The sequence below is a fragment of the Streptomyces sp. NPDC053541 genome, assembly GCF_044544705.1.
GTDB lineage: Bacteria > Actinomycetota > Actinomycetes > Streptomycetales > Streptomycetaceae > Streptomyces.
Window position 1 is genome coordinate 368630 of the sequence record NZ_JBITXM010000008.1, and the last position, 21216, is coordinate 389845.

Sequence of the window (21216 nt, forward strand, 5' to 3'; positions counted from 1 at the left end):
GCACGTGCGTTTCCTCAATGACGTCAAGCCGCCGTACGACCTCACGTACGACGATGTGTTCATGGTGCCGAGCCGCTCGGCCGTGGGTTCCCGCCAGGCCGTGGACCTCTCCGCCCCCGACGGCACCGGCACGACGATCCCGCTGGTCGTGGCCAACATGACCGCCATCGCCGGCCGCCGCATGGCCGAGACCGTCGCCCGCCGTGGCGGCCTGGTCGTCATCCCGCAGGACATCCCGATCGAGGTCGTCACCGACGTCATCGGCTGGGTCAAGTCCCGCCACCTCGTCCTCGACACCCCGATCGTCCTGGAGCCGCACCAGACCGTCGCCGACGCGCTGGCCCTGCTGCCCAAGCGGGCCCACGACGCCGGTGTGGTCGTCGACGAGGACCGCCGCCCGATCGGCGTCGTCACCGACGCCGACCTGTCCGGCGTGGACCGCTTCACCCAGCTGTCCGAGGTCATGTCCAAGGACCTGCTGCTGCTCGACGCCGACATCGAGCCCCGCGAGGCCTTCACCACCCTCGACGCCGCCAACCGGCGCTACGCCCCGGCCGTCGACAAGGACGGGAAGCTCGCCGGCATCCTCACCCGCAAGGGCGCGCTGCGCGCGACCCTCTACAGCCCGGCCGTCGACAAGAACGGCGCGCTGCGCATCGCGGCCGCCGTCGGCATCAACGGCGACGTGGCGGGCAAGGCCAAGCAGCTGCTCGACGCGGGCGTGGACACGCTCGTCATCGACACCGCGCACGGCCACCAGGAGTCGATGATCTCCGCGATCCGCACCGTCCGGGCGCTCGACCCGCAGGTCCCGATCGTGGCCGGCAACATCGTCGCCGCCGAGGGCGTCAAGGACCTCATCGAGGCCGGCGCCGACATCATCAAGGTCGGCGTGGGCCCCGGCGCCATGTGCACCACCCGCATGATGACCGGCGTGGGCCGCCCGCAGTTCTCCGCCGTCCTGGAGTGCGCCGCCGAGGCGAAGAAGTACGGCAAGCACGTCTGGGCCGACGGCGGTGTCCGGCACCCGCGCGACGTCGCCATGGCGCTCGCCGCCGGCGCGTCCAACGTGATGATCGGCTCCTGGTTCGCCGGCACCCACGAGTCCCCGGGCGACCTCCAGCACGACGCCCAGGGCCGTGCCTACAAGGAGTCCTTCGGCATGGCCTCGGCCCGCGCCGTGAAGAACCGCACCTCCGAGGAGTCCTCGTACGACCGCGCCCGCAAGGCGCTGTTCGAGGAGGGCATCTCCACCTCACGGATGTTCCTCGACCCGCAGCGCCCGGGCGTCGAGGACCTGATCGACTCGATCATCGCCGGCGTCCGCTCGTCCTGCACCTACGCGGGCGCGAGCAACCTCGCCGAGTTCGAGGAGCGGGCCGTCGTCGGCATCCAGTCCGCCGCCGGCTACGCGGAGGGCAAGCCGCTGCACGCCAGCTGGAGCTGAGCCTCCGGCCACCGGCACACCGGGCCGCGGGCCCCCGGGAAAATCCTTCCCGGGGGCCCGCGGCCTTCCCGTACGGTCGGCCGCATGGACCACGACAGCACGCGGATCAGGCCCTGCCGCGCCGAGGACCTCGCCCTGCTCGACCGCCATCTGCCCACCCCCGACGCCCCCGGCCGGCACGCCGGCCGCCTCGCCCGCCAGCAGGCCGGCCTCGGCACGTACCTGATCGCCTGGCGGGACGGCGTCCCCGCCGGCAACGGACAGGTGCGCTGGGACGGCTGCGCCGCCCCGGAGGTCCGGGCGCGGCTCGCCGACTGCCCGGAGCTCAACGGCCTGGACGTACGGGAGGAGCTGCGCGGCCGGGGCATCGGCACCGCCCTGGTGCGCGCGGCCGAGGCGCTGGCGCGCGAGCGCGGCCGCACCCACCTGGGCCTCGGCGTGGCCGACGACAACCCCCGGGCGGCGGCGCTGTACGCCCGGCTCGGCTACACGCCCGTGACCGCCTACACCGACCGCTACGCCTACACCGACCCCCAGGGCGTCCGGCACGAGTGCGCCGACCCCTGCACCTTCCTCGTCCGGCCGCTGCTCACGCCACCGGGCTGACCGGCCGCCCCGCCCAGCCCGCCCTCCGCAGCGCGCCCGCCACCGCCGCCGCGATCCGGGCGTGGCCGCGGTCGTTGGGGTGCAGGCCGTCCGCCAGGTCCCCTGGGCCGAGCAGCGGGCCGCCGGGGAGCAGCGCGAGCCGGGAGTCGCCCGCCGCGACCAGGTCCCGTAGGGCGGCCTCCATGGCCGCGCGCAGCTCGCCCAGCGTGGCGCCCAGGGCGTTGCCGGTGTGCTCGGCCGCCGGGCGCAGCACGGGGGAGACGAGCAGCATCGGGGTGTCCGGGTGGCCGCGGCGCACCAGGGTGACGAAGGCCCGGGTGGTCTCGTAGAGCAGCGGCGCCGAACAGGGCACCGCTGCCCAGCAGTTGGTGCCGAAGGCCAGGGTGATCAGCTCGCCGGGCAGCCGGGCCAGGTGCTCGGCCAGCGGGAGCTCGCCGCGCGCCCCGCCCGCGTACCCGAGGTTCACCGGGTCCAGGCCGAGCCGTCGGCCGGCCGTGGCGGGCCAGGAGCGGGCGGGGCGGGTCGCCCACCAGCCCTCGGTGATCGAGTCGCCGTGGACCAGCCAGCGCGGGCGGCGCGGGGCGGGCGCCAGGGCGCCGCCGACGGCCCGCAGGGCGCGCACGACGGGCGCCTGGCCCTCCGGCAGGTGGAGGGTGAAGGTGCCGCCGCCGGGCGGCAGCCGGAGCCGCACGGTGCCCTCCTCGGCCGGCTCCGGGAACACCTCCGCCAGGCACCGGGCGCCCCGCCAGAGCGCGAAGCCGTGCCGCAGGGCGCGCAGCGGGTCGCCGGGCTCCGGGAGCGCCGCCCGGTAGCGCACCAGCACCGCGCGGGTGCCGGGCGCGGCCGTGAACTCCAGGCGCACCCCGATCGGCAGCTCGGCCCGCGCCGCGACGTCCCAGGGCAGCCGGGCCAGGTCGGCCGGATCGGCGCGGACCGGGCGGTCGCCGTCCCGCCACGCCGTGCCGCGCAGAAAGGGTTCGGGCTCCAGCCAGCTCACCGGGGACCTCCTTCCGGGCGGGTGCAGCGTGCTCGATCCGGCCCGCGGAGTCAATGCGCGGGCCAGGGGCGCGTCATGCCCCCGATGTGTCGATTCATGCGGGGGAGCGCAATGTTTCCCCGTTCGCACGGCAAGCGCGCAATGATCATCCGCCACTGCGCAACAACCCTGCATTACGAGTGCGAAGCTCGAAGCCTTAGGCTCGTGCCCCGTACCAGGAGTGGCGGCGACCGCCTGCTCGGCGGTTCCCCCTTCCCTCGTGGGCTGTTCTCGCACGCCCACGCACCGCCGCGGTCCCCGCTCGTCGACAGGCAGCGATAAGGAGCCCCCGCAGTGCTTGACCACGGCGCAGCCCCACCGGCCGAGGACACGTCCGTCCCGGCCGCCCGCACGACCTCCGGGCTCAGGGCCCTCATCCGTCGCAAGCCGGTTGAAGCGCTGGTCGCGGAGGGTGGGCAGGGTGAGGGCGGCAGCCTTCGCCGCTCGCTCTCGATGTGGCAGCTGACGATGATCAGCATCGGTGCGACGCTCGGCACCGGCATCTTCGTGGTGCTCGGCGAGGCCGTTCCGCTGGCCGGCCCCGCGGTCACGATCGCGTTCATCTTCGCGGGACTCACCGCGCTCTTCTCCGCGCTGTCCTACGCGGAGCTCGCCGGAACGATTCCGGTGGCCGGATCCTCGTACTCGTACGCGTACGCAACGATGGGTGAATTCATCGCCTGGATCTGCGGCTGGTGCCTGCTCCTCGAGTACGGCGTTTCCGTCGCGGCCGTGGCCGTCGGCTGGGGTGACTACCTCAACGAGCTGCTCGACGGCACCATCGGTGTGACGCTGCCGGCGGCCCTCACCGCGCCGCCCGGCGACGGCGGTGTGTTCAACCTGCCCGCCCTGATCGTGGTCGTGCTGGCCATGCTGTTCCTGCTCGGTGGCGCCAAGGAGTCCGCCCGGGCCAACACGATCATGGTGTTCGTCAAGATCGTCTCGCTGGCGCTCTTCTGCGTGGTCGGATTCCTCGGCTTCAAGTCCGGCAACTACTCGGACTTCATGCCGCTCGGCCCCGGCAGCATCGGCGCCGCCGGCGCCATCCTCTTCTTCTCGTACATCGGCTTCGACGCCGCCTCCACGGCCGGTGAGGAGGCCAAGAACCCGAAGCGGGACCTGCCGCGGGCGATCATGCTCTCCCTGGTCATCGTGACCGCGCTGTACGTGCTCGTCGCGGCCGTGGCCGTGGGCGCCTGGGACTGGAAGAAGTTCTCGGGGTCCGAGGCCTCGCTGGCCGCCATCATGAACGACGTCACCGGCCAGAGCTTCTGGGGCACCCTGCTCGCGGCGGGCGCGGTCATCTCGATCGCCAGCGTCGTCCTCACCGTGCTCTACGGCCAGACCCGCATCCTCTTCGCGATGTCCCGCGACGGACTCGTGCCGAAGGTGTTCGGCAAGGTCGAGCCCAAGACCGGCACCCCGCGGGTCAACACGCTGATCGTCTCGCTCTTCTGCGGTGTCCTCGCCGCAGCGGTACCGCTCGGCGAGCTGGTGAACGCCACCAGCATCGGCACGCTCTTCGCGTTCGCCCTGGTCAACGTTGCCGTCGTGGTGCTTCGCTACACCCGCAAGGACATGGACCGTTCCTTCAAGGTGCCCTTCGGGCCGGTCTTCCCGGTCCTCGGCTTCATCTGCTGCGCGTACAGCATGTACAAGCTCGACCTGATCACGTGGCAGTACTTCGGTGGCTGGATGGCCGTCGGCCTCGTGGTCTACTTCCTGTACGGCATACGCCGCTCGAAACTGGCATCCGCAGAGAAGTGATCCACCCGTAGTGCGACTCAACGACCTCGACGAACGCATCGTCCACGCCCTCGCGGAAGACGCCCGCCGCAGCTACGCCGACATCGGCTCGCTCGTCGGACTCTCCGCGCCCGCCGTGAAGCGGCGCGTGGACCGGCTCCGGGCCGAGGGCGCCATCACCGGCTTCACCGTGCGGGTGGACCCGGCGGCGCTCGGCTGGGAGACGGAGGGGTTCGTCGAGATCTTCTGCCGCCACAACACCTCGCCGGAGGACATCCGGCGCGGTCTGGAGCGGTACCCGGAGGTGGTGTCCGCGTCGACTGTGACCGGTGACGCGGACGCCGTCGTGCAGGTCTTCGCCTCCGACATGCGCCACTTCGAGCGCGTCCTGGAGCGGATCGCGGGCGAGCCCTTCGTGGAGCGCACCAAGTCCGTCCTCGTGCTGTCGCCGCTGCTGCGGCGCTTCTCCTCGGGCTCGCCCGCGTAGCGGCGCGCGAAGGAGCAGTGAAGGGCCGCCCACCCCCGTGGGGCGGCCCTTCGGCTCATTCGGTGGGGTAGTCCAGGAGCCAGGGCAGCACGTCGAAGTCGCCGGTGCCGGACCTCACCTTCTCGAAGGGCGGCGCCGTCTGGCACTTCGGCACGTCGCCCGCCTCCGGGTCCTGGGTCAGCCAGCTGTAGCCCAGCCGGTCGCGCTTCCCGAGGTCGTGCACCGAGACCCCGACCCGCGCGCCCTCGAACTCCTTCACGTCGGTCTCGACGACCCGGCCCGTCACCACGGCCACCGCGCCGCCGGTGGCCAGGCAGTCCACCTCCGCCACCGCGTAGCCGCCCCGGCCGTCCTTGTAGTGGCTGAAACGGAAGGTGCCGGTCGCCGCCTCCGGGTTCCGGTTGTCCTTCGCGGCCAGGTGCGCGTCGAAGGAGAACGTGATGTCGTCGCCCGCCGGGCGGTACAGCTTGGCGGTGCCGGTCAGCGCCGCCGCCTCCCGGTGCGCGCCCCGGCCGTCCCCGGCGGCGGTCGCCGAGCCGGCCGCCCCGGCGGTGATCAGCAGGGCCGCGGCGACGGCGGCGATCCTCGTGCGGCGGTTCATGTCGTGTCGGTCCTTTCGGCAGGTCAACCGGACGCCCACCACTCTTCCGGGCCGCGCCCGCCGGAGCGTCGGGCCCGGGAACGGTTGCCGTCTCCGCCGCACGGCGGGGGAGGGGTACGCCCCGCGGACGATCACCCCGGGAGGGTGCGCGACGGGGCGCGCAACGAATCACTGCCCGGCCGGGTGATCGCGCAACGGTTCGACGGTCGGTCCGCAACGGTCCCGCCTTGTCCCGGCCGAGTCCGGAACCGTACCGTTTTTGACAGCTTCCCCTTGAATTCCTCCCTCACCTTCGACCTTCGAGGACGGCCCATGCCCGCGCTGCGCACCGCCCTGCTCCAGAGCTCCGGGGAGCTCGGTGACGTGGCCGCCAACCTCAAGATCCTCGACGAGGCCGGCGCCCGCGCCGCCGCCGCGGGCGCCGGCCTGCTGCTCGCCCCCGAGCTCTTCCTCACCGGCTACGCGATCGGCGCCGACATCGCCCGCCTCGCCGAGCCCGCCGACGGCCCCTCCGCGCGTGCCGTCGCCGCCATCGCCGCCCGCCACGGCCTGGCCGTCGGCTACGGCTACCCCGAGCGGGACACCGGGGCCCACGGCGTGATCTACAACGCCGCGCAGCTCTTCGGCCCCGACGGCGCCGCCCTCGCCCACTACCGGAAGACCCACCTCTTCGGCGACTTCGAGCTGAAGTGGTTCACGCCCGGCGACACGGCCGTGGTCCAGGCGGAGCTCGGCGGCCTCACCCTCGGCCTGATGATCTGCTACGACGTCGAGTTCCCGGAGAACGTCCGGGCCCAGGCGCTGGCCGGCACCGACCTCCTCCTGGTGCCGACCGCGCTGATGCACCCGGCCGAGATCGTCCCCGAGGCCGTCGTCCCGGTGCGCGCCTTCGAGAACCAGATGTACATCGCGTACGCCAACCGGACCGGCCCCGAGGGCGACTTCGAGTTCGTCGGCCTGTCCACGCTCGCCGCCCCCGACGGCACCGCCCGGGTCCGCGCCGGCCGCGGCGAGGACCTGGTCGTCGGCGACGTCGACCCCGACTTCCTCGCCGCCTCGCGCGCGGAGAACCCCTACCTCAGGGACCGCCGCCCCGGCCTCTACGGCCCCCTGGTCCACGACCGGGCCTGAGCCGCCCCCACCCCTCCCTCCCCGCGTCACCCGCTTCGTGCAAGGAGTCCGTACCCCATGACGTCCACCGTGCCCAACGCCGTCGAGCACGCCGACGAGCAGCAGCCGCCGATCACCATGTTCGGTCCGGACTTCCCCTACGCCTACGACGACTTCCTGGCCCACCCGGCCGGTCTCGGGCAGGTCCCCGCGACCGAGCACGGCACCGAGGTCGCGATCATCGGCGGCGGTCTGTCCGGCATCATCTCCGCCTACGAGCTGATGAAGATGGGCCTGAAGCCGGTCGTGTACGAGGCCGACCAGATAGGCGGCCGGCTGCGCACCGTCGGCTTCGAGGGCACGGGCGCCGAGGGCCTGACCGCCGAGATGGGCGCGATGCGCTTCCCGCCCTCCTCCACCGCGCTCCAGCACTACATCGACCTGGTGGGCCTGACCACCAGGCCGTTCCCGAACCCGCTGGCCGAGGCCACCCCGTCGACCGTCGTCGACCTCAAGGGCGAGTCGCACTACGCGGAGACCATCGCGGACCTGCCGCAGGTCTACCGCGACGTCGCCGAGGCCTGGAACAAGTGCCTGGACGAGGGCGCCGACTTCTCCGACATGAACCGCGCCATGCGCGAGCGCGACGTGCCGCGGATCCGCGAGATCTGGGCCAAGCTGGTCGAGAAGCTCGACAACCAGACCTTCTACGGCTTCCTCTGCGACTCCGAGGCCTTCAAGTCCTTCCGGCACCGCGAGATCTTCGGCCAGGTCGGCTTCGGCACCGGCGGCTGGGACACCGACTTCCCCAACTCCATCCTGGAGATCCTGCGGGTCGTCTACACCGAGGCCGACGACCACCACCGCGGCATCGTCGGCGGCTCGCAGCAGCTGCCGCTGCGCCTGTGGGAGCGCGAGCCGGAGAAGATCGTGCACTGGGCGCACGGCACCTCGCTCGCCTCGCTGCACGAGGGCGGCGCCCCGAAGCCGGCCGTCACCCGGCTGCACCGCACGGCCGACAACCACATCACGGTGACCGACGCCAACGGCGACATCCGCACCTACCGGGCCGCGATCTTCACCGCCCAGTCCTGGATGCTGCTGTCCAAGATCGCCTGCGACGACGCGCTGTTCCCGATCGACCACTGGACGGCGATCGAGCGCACCCACTACATGGAGAGCTCCAAGCTCTTCGTGCCGGTGGACCGCCCGTTCTGGCTGGACAAGGACGAGGAGACCGGCCGGGACGTCATGTCGATGACCCTCACCGACCGGATGACCCGCGGCACCTACCTGCTGGACGACGGCCCGGACAAGCCGGCCGTGATCTGCCTCTCGTACACGTGGTGCGACGACAGCCTGAAGTGGCTGCCGCTGTCCGCGAACGAGCGCATGGAGGTCATGCTCAAGTCGCTCGGCGAGATCTACCCGAAGGTCGACATCCGCAAGCACATCATCGGCAACCCGGTGACCGTGTCCTGGGAGAACGAGCCCTACTTCATGGGCGCGTTCAAGGCCAACCTGCCGGGGCACTACCGCTACCAGCGCCGCCTGTTCACGCACTTCATGCAGGACCGGCTGCCCGAGGACAAGCGGGGCATCTTCCTGGCCGGCGACGACATCTCGTGGACGGCCGGCTGGGCCGAGGGCGCGGTGCAGACGGCGCTCAACGCGGTCTGGGGCGTGATGCACCAGCTCGGCGGCGCGACCGACCCGACCAACCCGGGCCCGGGCGACGTCTACGACGAGATCGCCCCGGTCGAGCTGCCGGAGGACTGACCCTCCCGGTCCTCCCCGGGATCAGGGCCTGGTGAGGGGCGTGAGGAGCATCCGCCCCACCAGGCCCACCGACCGGTCGAGGCGTTCGGTGAACTCCTCGGCCAGGTCGGGCAGCCGCCGCAGCTGCCACAGCGAGCGGGCGGCGAGCCAGGCCCCGTCGCGGGCCCGGTCCAGGCTCCAGCAGCCGAGCAGGTGCGTCAGCGGGTCCGCGACCTCCAGGAGGTCCGGGCCCGGCATCAGTTCCTCCCGGATCCGCTCCTCCAGGAGCACCAGGACGTCGCCGACCCGGTCGAACTCGTCCTCCAGGTCGCCGGGCGCGCAGTCCAGGGTGCGGCAGGTGTCGACGACGGCGAGCGCCAGGTCGTGCCCGATGTGGGCGTTGATCCCGGCCAGCGCGAACTGCAGCGGGCGGACCCCGGGGTGCCGCCGGTAGTGGAAGAGCGGCCGCCAGCAGGCGGGCGCCGGGCCGCCGGCGGCGACCGAGTCGACCACGGTCAGATAGCGCTGGGCGAAGCGCACGTCGAGGGTGGCGGCGGCCCGCCGGTCGGCGAAGGTGCCGGCCTCGATGGCCCGGCCGATCTCCTCGGTGACGGTCAGATAGACCCGGTTGAACACCGCGACCCCGTCGGCCGGGTGCGCGGTGGCGCGGATGGCCCGCATGCGGGCCACCACGGGGTCGACGGCCGTGAACGGCCCGAGCTGGATGTCCTGCGTCTGCGCCATGGGTGCAGGGTGGCAGCCGGAGGACCGGACGGTGGCGTTCCGCCGCCCGGCTTCCCCAGAACGGGCGAACGCGCCGCTACTTCGCGGCCGGCTCCCCGCCGGAGCTGCTCTCGGCGCCCTCGTACGAGCTGGTGCCGGAGTCGAGCAGCGGCTCCTGCTCCTTGAGGTGGGCCGGGGCGAAGGCGCGCAGCACGTGATAGCCGGTGATGACCACGATCGTGCCGAGCGCGATGCCGCCGAGCTCGAAGGTGTCGGTGAAGGTCAGCTTGACGCCGCCGACGCCGATGATGATGCCGGCCGCGGCGGGCACCAGGTTGAGCGGATTGCGCAGGTCGACCTTGGCGTTGATCCAGATCTGGGCGCCGAGCAGGCCGATCATGCCGTACAGGATCACGGTGATGCCGCCGAGCACCCCGCCGGGGATGGCGGCGACGACCGCGCCGAACTTCGGGCACAGACCGAAGAGCAGGGCGAAGCCGGCGGCGGCCCAGTAGGCGGCGGTCGAGTAGACCCGGGTGGCCGCCATGACGCCGATGTTCTCGGAGTACGTGGTGTTCGGCGGGCCGCCCACGCCGGTGGAGAGCATGGACGCGGCGCCGTCGGCGGCGATCGCGGTGCCGAGCTTGTCGTCGAGCGAGGAGCCGGTCATCTCGCCGACCGCCTTGACGTGACCGGCGTTCTCCGCGACCAGGGCGATGACCACGGGCAGCGCGACCAGGATCGCGGACCACTCGAAGCTGGGGCCGTGCAGCGACGGCAGGCCGATCCAGTCGGCCTTGGCGACGCCGGAGAGGTCGAGCCGCCAGTGGTCGGTGACCTGGCCGCTCGCCGACTGGGAGTGGATCATGCCGAAGACCAGGTCGAAGACCCACGAGATGCCGTAGCCGAAGACCAGGCCGAGGAAGATCGCGATCCGCGACCAGAAGCCGCGCAGACAGACCACGGCAAGCCCGGTGAAGAGCATCACCAGCAGCGCCGTCCACTGGTCCTGCGGCCAGTACGTGGCGGCGGTGACCGGCGCCAGGTTGAAGCCGATCAGCATGACCACGGCGCCGGTGACCACCGGCGGCATCGCCGCGTGGATGATCCGCGCGCCGAACCGCCGCACCGCGAGACCGACCAGGAACAGCACCGCGCCCACCACGAACACCGCGCCGGTCACGGTGGCGCTGCTGCCGCCGGAGGCCCGGATCGCGGCCGCGACCCCGACGAAGGACAACGAGCAGCCCAGGTACGAGGGGACCGTGCCGCGGGTCGCGAGCAGGAAGATCACCGTGGCGACGCCGGACATCATGATCGCCAGGTTCGGGTCCAGGCCCATGAGCACCGGGGCCACGAAGGACGCGCCGAACATGGCCACCACGTGCTGGGCGCCGAGCCCGACCGTACGGGGCCAGGAGAGGCGCTCGTCCGGCCGGACCACCGCCCCCGGAGCGGGTGTCCTCCCGTCGCCGTGCAGGCTCCAGCGCACGCCGAGGTTCATGTGCTCGCTCCAGTTCTCCGGGGGTGGGGATTCAGCCATATGGTAGGCGCCGCAGGTCAGCGGACCTTTTCCGAAGAGCCGGCCGCGGCCGGGGCGGACGGGGCGCGGCCCGCCGACCGCAGCACGCCCGCGCCGAGCACCAGGCCGAAGGCGAGCAGGGTCACCAGGCCGAAGGACAGCACCAGTGAGGTCGCGTCGGCGATGCCGCCGATGGCCGAGGGGGCGATGAGCCCCGAGGTGTACGTGATGGTGGCGACGCCCGCGATGGCCTGGCTGGGGTTCGGGCCGCTGCGCCCGGCGGCGGCGAAGGCCAGCGGCACGACCACCGCGACGCCCAGGCCGATGAGCCCGAATCCGGCCAGCGCCAGGGCCGCGTGCGGGGCGGTCACCACGAGCAGCCCGCCGAGGGTGGCGGCGCAGCCCCCGACCCGTACCGTACGCACCGCGCCGAAGCGGTCCACGACCCGGTCGCCGACCAGGCGCGCCACGGCCATGGTGAGCGCGAAGGCGGTGGTGGAGGCGGCCGCGAGCCCGGCCGAGCTGCCCAGCTCCTCCTTCAGGTAGACCGCCGACCAGTCCAGGCTGGCCCCCTCGGCGAACACCCCGCAGAAGCCGATGGCGCCGATCACCAGCGCGGACCTCGGCGGCAGCGCGAACCGCGGCGGGGCCTCCTCCTCGGGCGCGCTGTGCAGGTCGAGCACGCCCTGGCAGGCGGCGAGCCCGATCCCGGTGAGCACCAGCGCGGCGACCAGGTGGTGCAGCCGGGCGTCGCCGCCGAGGTGGGCGGCGACCGTGCCGGCCGCCGAGCCGAGCAGGGCGCCCAGGCTCCACATGCCGTGCAGGCCGGACATGATCGAGCGGCCGAGCCGGTTCTCGGTCTCCACGCCGAGGGCGTTCATGGCGACGTCCGACATGCCGGCGGTGGCGCCGTAGACGAAGAGGGCCGCGCACAGGCCGTACACGTTCGGCGCGAGCGAGGGCAGCGTCAGGGACAGCGTCCAGAGCGCGAGCAGGCCGCGCAGCGCGGTGCGGGCGCCGAAGCGGTGGCTGATCGCGCCGGCCAGCGGCATCGCCAGCGAGGCGCCGAGCGCGGGGAAGGCCAGGGCGAGGCCGAGCTGCCCCGCACTCACGTGCGCGTGCTCCTGGATCCACGGGATCCGGGTGGCGAAGCTGCCGGTGACGGCGCCGTGCACGCAGAAGACGGCGGCGACGGCGTACCGCGCCCGGCGCAGCCGCTCGGTGATGAAGACGGTCTCTGCCGCCATGGGTCCCTCCCTCGGTCCTGGTTCCCGCGTAAACTATCAGGGACCCTGCCTGATAAATAGTGGGCCGACGGCCCGGGCGCCCGCGACCGTCTGAGAGGATCCCCGCATGGCCGCATCCCCGAGCACCGCGCGGGCCATCAACGACCGGCTCGCCCTGCGACTGCTCCAGGACGAGGGCCCGTTGACGGCGACCCAGCTGAAGACGCTCACCGGACTGTCCCGCCCCACCGTCGCCGACCTCGTCGAGCGGCTCAGCGGCTCCGGACTCGTGCACGTGGTCGGCGAGACCGGCGCCGAGCGCCGCGGCCCCAACGCCAAGCTGTACGGGATCGTCGCCGACCGCGCCCACCTCGCCGCCCTCGACGTGCGCACCCGCTCCGTCTCCGTCGTCGTCGCCGACCTGCTCGGCACCACCCTCGCCGAGGCCGCGGCACCGATCGGCGACACGGGAGGCACCGGCGCGGCCGTGGAACAGGCCGTCGCCCTCCTCCAGCGGGCCGCCGAGGAGGCCGGCGCCGACCGGCTGCACACCGTCGCCGTCGGCGCCCCCGGCCTCATCGACCCGGCCACCGGTGAGCTGCGCGATTCCACCGGCCTGCCCGCCTGGCACCGCCGGCTCATCGGCGTCCTCCAGGAACGGCTGCCCGCCCGGGTCCTGGTCGAGAACGAGACCAACCTCGCCGCCGTCGCCGAACTGCGCGCCGGCGCGGCCCGCGACCGCGAGGACTTCGTCCTGCTCTGGCTCGGCCAGGGTGTCGGCGCGGCCGTCGTCCTCGACGGCCGACTGCGCCGCGGGGCCTCCGGCGGCGCCGGCGAGATCGGCTTCCTGCCGGTGCCGATGACCTCCGGGCTGCCCTCGGCCACCCACTGCGACGGCGGTTTCCACGAACTGGCCTGCGTCGCCGCCGTGGAGGCGCTGGCCGCCGCCCACGGCCTCGACCCGTCCACCGCCCTCGGCTCCGGTCACGGCCCCTTCCTCGACGCCCTGGCCCAGCGGCTCGCCGTCGGCGCGGCGGCGGTGGCCGCCGTCCTGGACCCCGGCTGCGTGGTGCTCGCCGGCGAGACCGGCCACCAGGGCGGCCCGGAGCTCGCCGCCCGCGTCCAGTCCGTCCTCGCCCGGCTCTCGCCGCTGCGCACCGAGGTGCGCGCCACCGCGCTCGGCGACGCGGCGGTGCTGCGCGGCGCGCTGCTGCGGGCCCGCGACGCGGCGCAGGACGAGCTCTTCCCGTAACCCCCGTAACCCGCCGTGACCCCCATGACCCCTGTGACCCCGCCATCCCGTGGACCGCGCACACGCGTCCGCGCCGCGCCCCGGACAGGGGGACGCGGCGCGGTGGGAGGCCCGGCGGCGGCAAGGGCCGTGAGAACCGCCGCCGGGGGCATTTCAGGTGGTGAGGATCCTCAGGTGGTGCGGATCGTCAAAAGCGGGGCGGTCTAGCAGGCGCCCTGGTCCTTCCAGACGCCCCACTCGCCGGTCGTGCCCGGCTCCTCGTTCTGGGTCCACCACTGGGCCTTCCAGGTGTGCCCCTTGTGGGAGACCAGGCTGCCCGCGTTGTAGACCGTGCCGGCCACGTACGCCGGGGCGGTGCAGGTGCCACCGGTCGGCGTCGGGGTCGGGGTGGGGGTCGGCGACGTGGTGGTCGGGGTGGGGGTCGGCGACGTGGTGGTCGGGGTCGGGGTGGGCGTCGGGGTCGAGCCGCCCGGCTCCACGAGCGTCGTGCCGCGCGCCAGGTCACCGGCGAGGGCGTATGCCGTGCCGTTGATCGTCACCGTCCAGTTCGACGGGGTCGACACCGGCAGGTAGTAGTTGAACGCCAGGTCCACGGTGGCGCCCGGGGCCAGCGACTGCCAGGCCGGCAGCTTCAGCGAGACCCGGTGGAAGTCGCCCTTGAGGCCGCCCACGTTGCTGCCCGTGTGGTCGCTGCTGATCACCTTGGTGCCGAAGCCCGACTGGTCCGAGGCGTTGCCCGGCGCCGAGGTCGCGTAGTCGAACTGGAACTCCGTGCCGCCCGGGAGCGCGGTGGCGGTGTTGTTGGTGATCCGGAGCTTCGGGGTGATCGGGTAGTTGGAGTCGCCGAGCTTGAAGTCGGTGAACTCCACGCCCACGTTCACGGTCTGGGTCGGCAGCGCCTTGTTGCTCTTCTTCGCCCCGTAGGGGGTGGCGGCCTTGAACTTGTCGTACATCAGCGAGGTGAGCGTGGAACCCATCTCGTACTGGCCCTTGGCCGCGTTCCAGGAGTAGTCGCCGGCCAGCTCCCAGATCATGGTGCCACCGATGCCGCGGTCGATCACGTAGTCGGCCTTGGCGCCGACCGACTGCTCGTCCTCGGTGGAGAGGAAGACCTTCTTGTCGGCGTTCCACAGCCAGGGCGCGACCAGGGTCGCGTCGTACTTGCGGGCGTAGGTGCCGGTCAGCCGGGTGTCGGCCGGGAAGCCGTACTTCGTGACGTAGTCGCCGACGATCCCCTTCTCCAGGTTCTTGGCGTGCCACATCGGGTTGGAACCGGCGGGCGACTCCTGCCCGTTGGTGTCCTTGTCGTGCCACAGGTTGTCGATGCCGACGGCGCCGTCACCGCACTTGGTCAGGCCGGAGCCGGCCGGGCAGGCGGTCGTGGCGGCCTTGCCCCACAGGCCGTCGGTGCCGCCCTGCACGTTCTTGAAGCCGCGGGTGTAGTACGGCAGGCCGATGTTGATCCGGCCGGAGGGCATCGAGCCGCGGAAGTAGTGGTACGCCCAGTCGGTGTTGAGGTAGCCGAGGGAGCCGTACTGCGCGCTGCCGTAGACGTTGGCGGCGGCGAGCTCGGCGTCCTTGCCGTCGTCGAACAGCGAGGCGTTCGGGCCGACGTACTCGTTCCAGGCGCCGTGCAGGTCGTAGGACATGATGTTGACGTAGTCCAGGTACTTCTGCATCTGGAACGTCTCCATGCCGCGCAGCAGATAGCCCGAGGAGGGCGCGGCGACGGTCAGCATGTAGTGCCTGCCGTCGGCGGCGCCGGCCCGGTCCAGCTTCTCGCGCAGCGACTTCATCAGGGCCGCGTAGCCCTGGACGAGGCCGGCCCGGCGCGCGTTGGAGAGCTGCCAGTCGAGCGGGTTGCCCGAGTCCTTCATCGTCGTCGGGTACTCGTAGTCGATGTCGACGCCGTTGAACCCGTACTTCCGGATGAAGTCGACGGCGGAGTTCGCGAACGTGTCGATCCCGGCCTGGTTGACCGACCCGTCGGCGTTGGTGGCCATCGAGTAGAAGCCGCCGGAGTTCACGCGGTTGCCGTTGTCGTCGAAGTAGCCGCCGGTCTCCGCCCAGCCGCCGACCGAGATCAGCGTCTTCACGTTCGGGTGCTGCTTCTTGAACTTGGTGAGCAGGTTGAAGTGGCCCTTGTAGGGGAGCGCCGGGTCCATCTCCGCGCCCGCGACACCGGGCCAGGTCATCCCGGTGGCCGCGTTGCCCGGCCCGTCCGTGCCCACGGAGAGCTTGTTGTCGCCGCCGACGTGGCCGAAGGCGTAGTTGATGTGGGTGACCTTGTCCCACGGGATGTCGGAGGCGAGGTACGCGGGCTCGCCGTTCTTCCCGGTGCGCCAGCCGGTGAAGTAGCCGATCACGCGCCGCTGGTGGTCCGCGCCCATCTTCTCGCGGCCCTCGGAGTCGTAGACCGAGCAGTACGGGACGTCGACGCCGGGCGTCCTGTAGAGGCCGTCGGGGCGACAGGACTCGTTGTCGGCCGCGTACGAGACGCCGCCGGCGGCGAGGGAGCTGATCAGCAGCCCGGCGACGGCGGCACCGGACGCGAGCAGCGAGGCCCTCTTCTGGGTGGGGGACAACACGATCTTTCCTCCGTGGTGGGGGTGCCACCGCGCCACAGGCGCAGGGGGAGTCGGGTTTGCTCAACGAACAAGGGGGTGGGTCGTGTTGGGCCCGTGGAGTGCGCACACCGGCGGGCCGTGCCTCGGAGGTGACACGGACATTAAGAGGACTAGACCAGTGCGTCAATAGGTCTGGACCAAAGGGGTTTTCCGTGGGAGGGTGGGCCGGGCTGTGAGTCAGCCCACAGGCCCTCACCCGCATGGCCGGTCCCCGGCCGTGGCATATTGGACCTGTATCAGCAGCAGCGCACTCCGGGGTCGGTGTAATTCCGAACCGGCGGTATAGTCCGCGACCCGTCCGCAGCCAGCGGCCGGTTGACCAGGTGAGATTCCTGGACCGACGGTGAAAGTCCGGATGGGAGGCAGTGCGCGGCGGGCGACCCCTTCAGGGGTGGGCCGGCCGTACGTCCGCTGGTCGCCGCACCGGTTTCCCGGTCCCGGCGCACCCTCGCGGCATCCGGCCCCGGCGCACCCCGTGCGAAGCCGTCGTATCCGCTCTCTGTCGTCATCGACAGGCCCCGGAGTCCGTGCCCGAAGAGGCAGGAGGACCCGGTGGCCGCCACCCAGGCCGACATCACCGCCATGCGGCGCGCGATCGCGCTCGCCGCCCGCGGTCTCGGCGCCACCAGCCCCAACCCGGTGGTCGGCTGCGTCATCACCGACGCCTCCGGACACCAGGTCGGCGAGGGCTGGCACCAGCGCGCCGGCGGCCCGCACGCCGAGATCCACGCCCTGCGCGCGGCCGGCGTCCTGGCCCGCGGCGGCACCGCCTACGTCACCCTCGAACCCTGCAACCACACCGGTCGCACCGGCCCCTGCGCCCAGGCCCTGATCGAGGCCGGGATCGCCCGTGTCGTGTACGCGGTCGGCGACCCGAACCCGCAGGCCACGGGTGGTGCGGACACCCTGCGCGCGGCCGGCGTCGAGGTCGCCCACGGTCTCCTGGCCCCCGAGGCCGAGGCCGGCAACCTGGCCTGGCTCACCTCCGTGCGGCGCGGCCGCCCCTTCGTGCGCTGGAAGTACGCCGCCACCCTCGACGGGCGGATCGCCGCCGCCGACGGCACCTCCCGCTGGATCAGCTCCGCCGAGTCCCGCGCCGACGTCCACCGGCTGCGCGCCGAGGCCGACGCGGTCGTGGTCGGCTCCGGCACCGCCCGCGCCGACGACCCCCACCTGGCCGTACGGGGCGTGGACGGCGCCGTCCAGCCGCTCCGCGTGGTCGTCGACACCGAGGGCACCGCCGTCAAGCCCGGCGCCCGGGTCCTGGACGACGCCGCGCCGACCCTGATCGCCGTCGCCGAGGACGCCGGGACCGCCCTCGAACCGGTCGTCCGGCTGCCCCGGGCCGAGGGCGGCGGGCTGTCCGTCCCCGCCCTCCTGGACGCCCTGCACGCCCGCGGCGTCCGCTCCGTCCTCCTGGAGGGCGGCCCCACCCTCGCGGGCGCCTTCCTCGCCGCCGGCGCCGTCGACCAGGTCGTCGGATACCTCGCCCCGGTCCTCCTCGGCGCGGGCCCCGCCGCCCTCGCCGACGCCGGAATCACCACCCTCGCGGACGCGTTGCGCCTCGACGTCACCGAGACCGTGCGCATCGGCGCCGATCTCCGCGTCACCGCCGTTCCCGCCGCCCCCGTTCCCACCGACCCCGCCACCACCAAGGGAGCCTGACCGTGTTCACCGGAATCGTCGAAGAGCTGGGCGAGGTCGTCGCCGTCGAGCAGCTGGCGGACGCCTCCCGCTTCCGCCTGCGCGGCCCCCTGGTCACCGAGGGCGCCCGGCACGGCGACTCCATCGCCGTCAACGGCGTCTGCCTCACGGTCGTGGAGACCGGCGACGGCGAGTTCACCGCCGACGTGATGGCCGAGACCCTCAAGCGCTCCTCGCTCGGCGCCCTGGAGACCGGCTCCCGGGTCAACCTGGAGCGGCCCATGGCCGTCGGCGGCCGCCTCGGCGGCCACATCGTCCAGGGCCACGTCGACGGCACCGGCACCATCCTGGACCGCGAGCCCTCCGAGCACTGGGAGATCGTCAAGGTCGGCCTGCCCGCCCCGCTCGCCCGCTACGTCGTCGAGAAGGGCTCCATCACGGTCGACGGCGTCAGCCTCACCGTCGTCGAGGTCGGCGACGACTGGTTCACCATCAGCCTCATCCCCACCACCCTCGCCCTGACCACGCTCGGCATCAAGCAGGCCGGCGACCCGGTCAACCTCGAAGTGGACGTCATCGCCAAGTACGTCGAGCGGCTGCTCGGCCCGAACGCACAGGAGAACGTCAAGTGAACTGGCTCAACTCCGAGGCGTTCGCCGTCTTCGGCCAGCACATCATGTGGTCCGACATGATCGGCAACACGATCGGTCTGATCGCCCTGGCCCTCGGCTGGCGCCGCTCCATCCTCACCTGGCCCGCCCAGCTGCTCTCCGGCGTCGTCCTCGTCGGCGCCTACGCCTCCGCCCACCTCTCCGGAGGCGTCGGCAAGCAGCTCCTGGTCATCGGCGTCGCCGCCTGGGGCTGGTGGCAGTGGAACCGCGGCAAGCGGCAGGCCCAGGACGGCTCCATCGCCGTCCGCTTCGCGAGCTGGAAGGAGCGCGGGCTGCTGCTCGCCGGCGCCGTGCTCGGCACCCTCGCCGTCGGCGGCCTCTTCACCCTCTACCCGTCGCTCTCCTGGAGCCCTTGGGCCGACGCGTACATCTTCGTCGGCACCCTCGTCGCGATGGTCGCCCAGGCCCGCGGCCTGGTCGAGTTCTGGTTCGCCTGGCTGCTCGTCGACCTCGTCGGCGTCCCGCTCGCCTTCAGCAGCGGCCTCGCCTTCTCCGGCCTCGTCTACGTCATCTACTTCGCCCTCGTCATCTGGGGCATGCGCGACTGGTGGCTCCGGTCCCGCACCGCCCCCGCCGCTCTGGAAGGAGCCCACGCATGAACGCGCTGCCCCTGTGGGACGCCTCCGACCTCGCCCTCGACCCCGTCGAGCAGGCCATCGCGGACATCGCGGCCGGACGCCCCGTGGTCGTCGTCGACGACGAGGACCGGGAGAACGAGGGCGACCTCGTCATCGCCGCCGAGAAGGCCACCCCCGAGGTCGTCGCCTTCATGATGAGCGAGTGCCGCGGCCTCATCTGCGCCCCCATGGAGGGCGAGGAGCTGGACCGCCTCCGGCTGCCGCAGATGGTCGAGCACAACACCGAGTCGATGCGGACCGCCTTCACCGTCTCCGTCGACGCGAGCCCCGCCCACGGCGTGACCACCGGCATCTCCGCCGCCGACCGCGCCACCACCCTGCGGATGCTGGCGAGCGGCGCGCACGAGCCCGGCGACTTCGTCCGCCCCGGCCACATCTTCCCGCTGCGCGCCCGGCCCGGCGGCGTCCTCGCCCGCAACGGGCACACCGAGGCCGCCGTCGACCTCGCCCGGCTCGCCGGACTCCGCCCGGCCGGCGCGATCGTGGAGATCGCCGGCGAGGACGGCGTCATGCTGCGGCTGCCCGAGCTGGTCCCCTTCGCCCGCAAGCACGGCCTCACGATCATCTCCATCGAGGACCTGATCGCCTACCGGCGCTCCGCCGAGCCCACCGTGCGCCGCGAGGCCGAGGTCCAGCTGCCCACCCGGCACGGCGAGTTCACCGCGTACGGCTACCGCTCCACCGTCGACGGGGTCGAGCACGTGGCCCTCGTCCACGGCGACATCGGCGACGGGCAAGGCGTCCTGGTCCGGGTCCACTCCGAGTGCCTCACCGGCGACGTCTTCCACTCGCTGCGCTGCGACTGCGGCCCCCAGCTGGAGGCCTCCATGGACCGCATCACCGAGGCCGGCCGCGGCGTCGTCGTCTATCTGCGCGGCCACGAGGGCCGCGGCATCGGACTGCTCTCCAAGCTGCGCGCGTACGAGCTCCAGGAGCGCGGCCGCGACACCCTGGACGCCAACCTGGAGCTCGGCCTGCCCGCCGACGCCCGCGACTACGCGGCCGGCGCGCAGATCCTCGCCGACCTCGGGGTGCGCAGCCTGCGCCTGATGACCAACAACCCCGACAAGGTCGACGCCCTCACCCGGCACGGCCTCGCCGTCGAGGGCCGCGAGCCGATGCCGGTCCAGGCCGGCGAGCACAACCTCCGCTACCTGCGCACCAAGCGGGACCGGATGGGCCACGACCTGCCCTGGCTGGACGGCGCCCCCGCCGCCACCTGCGGCAACCAGTAAGTCAGCACCTACCGAGATCGACCAAGGAGCACCATGAGCGGCAAGGGCGCACCCGTCCTCAGCGTCAAGAACTGCGGCGACCTCCGCGTCGCCGTCATCGCGGCCCAGTGGCACGAGAAGATCATGGACGGCCTCGTCGACGGCGCCCTGCGCGCCCTCGCCGAGCTCGGCATCGAGGAGCCCACCCTGCTCCGCGTCCCCGGCAGCTTCGAGCTCCCGGTCGTGGCCAAGGTCCTCGCCCAGCGCGGCTACGATGCCGTGGTCGCGCTCGGCGTCGTCATCCGCGGCGGAACCCCGCACTTCGAGTACGTGTGCCAGGGCGTGACCCAGGGCCTCACCCAGGTCTCGATCGACACCGGCGTACCCGTCGGATTCGGCGTCCTGACCTGCGACACCGAGGAGCAGGCCCTGGACCGGGCCGGCCTGGAGGGCTCCAGCGAGGACAAGGGCCACGAGGCCGTCACCGCCGCCGTCGCGACCGCGACCATCCTGCGCACGGTCAGCGAACCCTGGCGCTGAAGCCCTGACGCCGAACGGCCTCCGTCCACCCCGTACTCTTAGGACATCATGGCGAACAAAACCTTCGAAGAGCTCTTCGCCGAGCTCACGCTCAAGGCCGAGACCGGCGACCCGGCGACCTCCCGTACCGCGGAACTGGTCGGCAAGGGCGTCCATGCCATCGGCAAGAAGGTCGTCGAGGAGGCCGCCGAGGTCTGGATGGCCGCCGAGTACGAGGGCAAGGAAGCCGCCGCGGAGGAGATCTCGCAGCTGCTGTACCACGTCCAGGTGATGATGGTCGCCCGCGGGATCTCGCTCGACGACGTCTACGCCCACCTCTGACCCCAGAGCCCCAGCCGCACCACGCAAGACACCGACATCCGAGGCAA

At 72.6% G+C, this 21216-nt stretch carries 19 protein-coding genes and 1 riboswitch; of the genes, 13 read left to right on the top strand and 6 right to left on the bottom strand.

What is annotated here, in order from left to right; genetic code table 11:
* The first annotated feature begins 4 nt into the window (after positions 1-4).
* Both ACIGW2_RS22395 and ACIGW2_RS22400 read left to right on the top strand, forming a co-directional pair.
* A complete protein-coding gene (locus tag ACIGW2_RS22395) occupies positions 5-1447 on the top strand; it encodes a GuaB1 family IMP dehydrogenase-related protein (protein WP_361579891.1) in 1443 nt (480 codons plus the stop codon).
* Positions 1448-1531: 84 nt separating this feature from the next.
* Positions 1532-2053 carry a GNAT family N-acetyltransferase gene (locus ACIGW2_RS22400; RefSeq protein WP_391653758.1) on the top strand — a complete coding sequence of 174 codons (522 nt, stop codon included), beginning with the start codon at positions 1532-1534 and terminating at the stop codon, positions 2051-2053.
* Here the strand turns inward: ACIGW2_RS22400 and ACIGW2_RS22405 are convergent.
* Complete coding sequence (locus ACIGW2_RS22405; protein ID WP_399845289.1) at positions 2037-3050, bottom strand: GDSL-type esterase/lipase family protein; 1014 nt, start codon at positions 3048-3050, stop codon at positions 2037-2039. The two genes, ACIGW2_RS22400 and ACIGW2_RS22405, sit on opposite strands and share 17 nt — an antisense overlap.
* Positions 3051-3383: 333 nt before the next feature.
* Here ACIGW2_RS22405 and ACIGW2_RS22410 point away from each other — a divergent pair, with 333 nt between their 5' ends.
* On the top strand, positions 3384-4856 hold the full coding sequence (locus ACIGW2_RS22410; RefSeq protein WP_399845290.1) for an amino acid permease: 1473 nt from the start codon (positions 3384-3386) through the stop codon (positions 4854-4856).
* 10 nt (positions 4857-4866) lie between these two features.
* Positions 4867-5322, top strand: a complete 456-nt coding sequence (locus tag ACIGW2_RS22415) for an Lrp/AsnC family transcriptional regulator (RefSeq protein ID WP_356072032.1) — start codon at positions 4867-4869, stop codon at positions 5320-5322.
* A gap of 55 nt (positions 5323-5377) precedes the next feature.
* Here the strand turns inward: ACIGW2_RS22415 and ACIGW2_RS22420 are convergent, their stop codons facing one another.
* Complete coding sequence (locus ACIGW2_RS22420) at positions 5378-5923, bottom strand: Repetin (RefSeq protein WP_391653754.1); 546 nt, start codon at positions 5921-5923, stop codon at positions 5378-5380.
* Between the two features lie 312 nt (positions 5924-6235).
* Between ACIGW2_RS22420 and ACIGW2_RS22425 the strand changes: the two genes are divergently transcribed.
* Entirely contained in the window at positions 6236-7054 is an 819-nt protein-coding gene (locus ACIGW2_RS22425) for a carbon-nitrogen hydrolase family protein (RefSeq protein ID WP_391653753.1), read from the top strand.
* A gap of 57 nt (positions 7055-7111) precedes the next feature.
* Entirely contained in the window at positions 7112-8812 is a 1701-nt protein-coding gene (locus ACIGW2_RS22430; RefSeq protein ID WP_391653752.1) for a flavin monoamine oxidase family protein, read from the top strand.
* 21 nt (positions 8813-8833) lie between these two features.
* On the opposite strand, the gene ACIGW2_RS22435 is transcribed toward ACIGW2_RS22430, so the two are convergent.
* From ACIGW2_RS22435 to ACIGW2_RS22445, 3 genes are all read right to left on the bottom strand, one after another.
* Positions 8834-9535: a DUF5995 family protein gene (locus ACIGW2_RS22435; protein ID WP_391653751.1), complete on the bottom strand. Its 702-nt coding sequence runs from the start codon at positions 9533-9535 to the stop codon at positions 8834-8836.
* Positions 9536-9611: 76 nt separating this feature from the next.
* On the bottom strand, positions 9612-11018 hold the full coding sequence (locus ACIGW2_RS22440; protein ID WP_356072046.1) for a solute carrier family 23 protein: 1407 nt from the start codon (positions 11016-11018) through the stop codon (positions 9612-9614).
* A 56-nt stretch (positions 11019-11074) separates the two neighbouring features.
* Entirely contained in the window at positions 11075-12283 is a 1209-nt protein-coding gene (locus tag ACIGW2_RS22445) for an MFS transporter (RefSeq protein ID WP_399845294.1), read from the bottom strand.
* Positions 12284-12389: 106 nt separating this feature from the next.
* Between ACIGW2_RS22445 and ACIGW2_RS22450 the strand changes: the two genes are divergently transcribed.
* Complete coding sequence (locus ACIGW2_RS22450) at positions 12390-13514, top strand: ROK family transcriptional regulator (protein ID WP_391653750.1); 1125 nt, start codon at positions 12390-12392, stop codon at positions 13512-13514.
* Between the two features lie 203 nt (positions 13515-13717).
* Here the strand turns inward: ACIGW2_RS22450 and ACIGW2_RS22455 are convergent, their stop codons facing one another.
* A complete protein-coding gene (locus ACIGW2_RS22455) occupies positions 13718-16102 on the bottom strand; it encodes a chitinase C-terminal domain-containing protein (protein ID WP_399845296.1) in 2385 nt (794 codons plus the stop codon).
* 282 nt (positions 16103-16384) lie between these two features.
* A riboswitch (FMN riboswitch) is annotated at positions 16385-16514 on the top strand.
* A gap of 209 nt (positions 16515-16723) precedes the next feature.
* On the opposite strand from ACIGW2_RS22455, the gene ribD reads away from it, so the two are divergent.
* From ribD to ACIGW2_RS22485, 6 genes are read left to right on the top strand one after another with little or no spacing between them, the layout of a single operon-like run.
* A complete protein-coding gene (ribD, locus tag ACIGW2_RS22460; RefSeq protein WP_391653972.1) occupies positions 16724-17806 on the top strand; it encodes a bifunctional diaminohydroxyphosphoribosylaminopyrimidine deaminase/5-amino-6-(5-phosphoribosylamino)uracil reductase RibD in 1083 nt (360 codons plus the stop codon).
* Between the two features lie 2 nt (positions 17807-17808).
* Entirely contained in the window at positions 17809-18417 is a 609-nt protein-coding gene (locus ACIGW2_RS22465) for a riboflavin synthase (RefSeq protein ID WP_361579873.1), read from the top strand.
* Positions 18418-18461: 44 nt separating this feature from the next.
* Positions 18462-19055 carry a nicotinamide mononucleotide transporter family protein gene (locus ACIGW2_RS22470; protein ID WP_361580417.1) on the top strand — a complete coding sequence of 198 codons (594 nt, stop codon included), beginning with the start codon at positions 18462-18464 and terminating at the stop codon, positions 19053-19055.
* On the top strand, positions 19052-20329 hold the full coding sequence (locus ACIGW2_RS22475) for a bifunctional 3,4-dihydroxy-2-butanone-4-phosphate synthase/GTP cyclohydrolase II (protein ID WP_391653748.1): 1278 nt from the start codon (positions 19052-19054) through the stop codon (positions 20327-20329). The genes ACIGW2_RS22470 and ACIGW2_RS22475 overlap by 4 nt, the downstream gene beginning before the upstream one ends.
* Positions 20330-20362: 33 nt before the next feature.
* Positions 20363-20848, top strand: coding sequence for a 6,7-dimethyl-8-ribityllumazine synthase (gene ribH, locus ACIGW2_RS22480; RefSeq protein ID WP_361579869.1), 486 nt, complete (start codon positions 20363-20365; stop codon positions 20846-20848).
* Positions 20849-20896: 48 nt separating this feature from the next.
* Positions 20897-21169: a phosphoribosyl-ATP diphosphatase gene (locus tag ACIGW2_RS22485; protein WP_356072066.1), complete on the top strand. Its 273-nt coding sequence runs from the start codon at positions 20897-20899 to the stop codon at positions 21167-21169.
* Positions 21170-21216 lie beyond the last annotated feature (47 nt).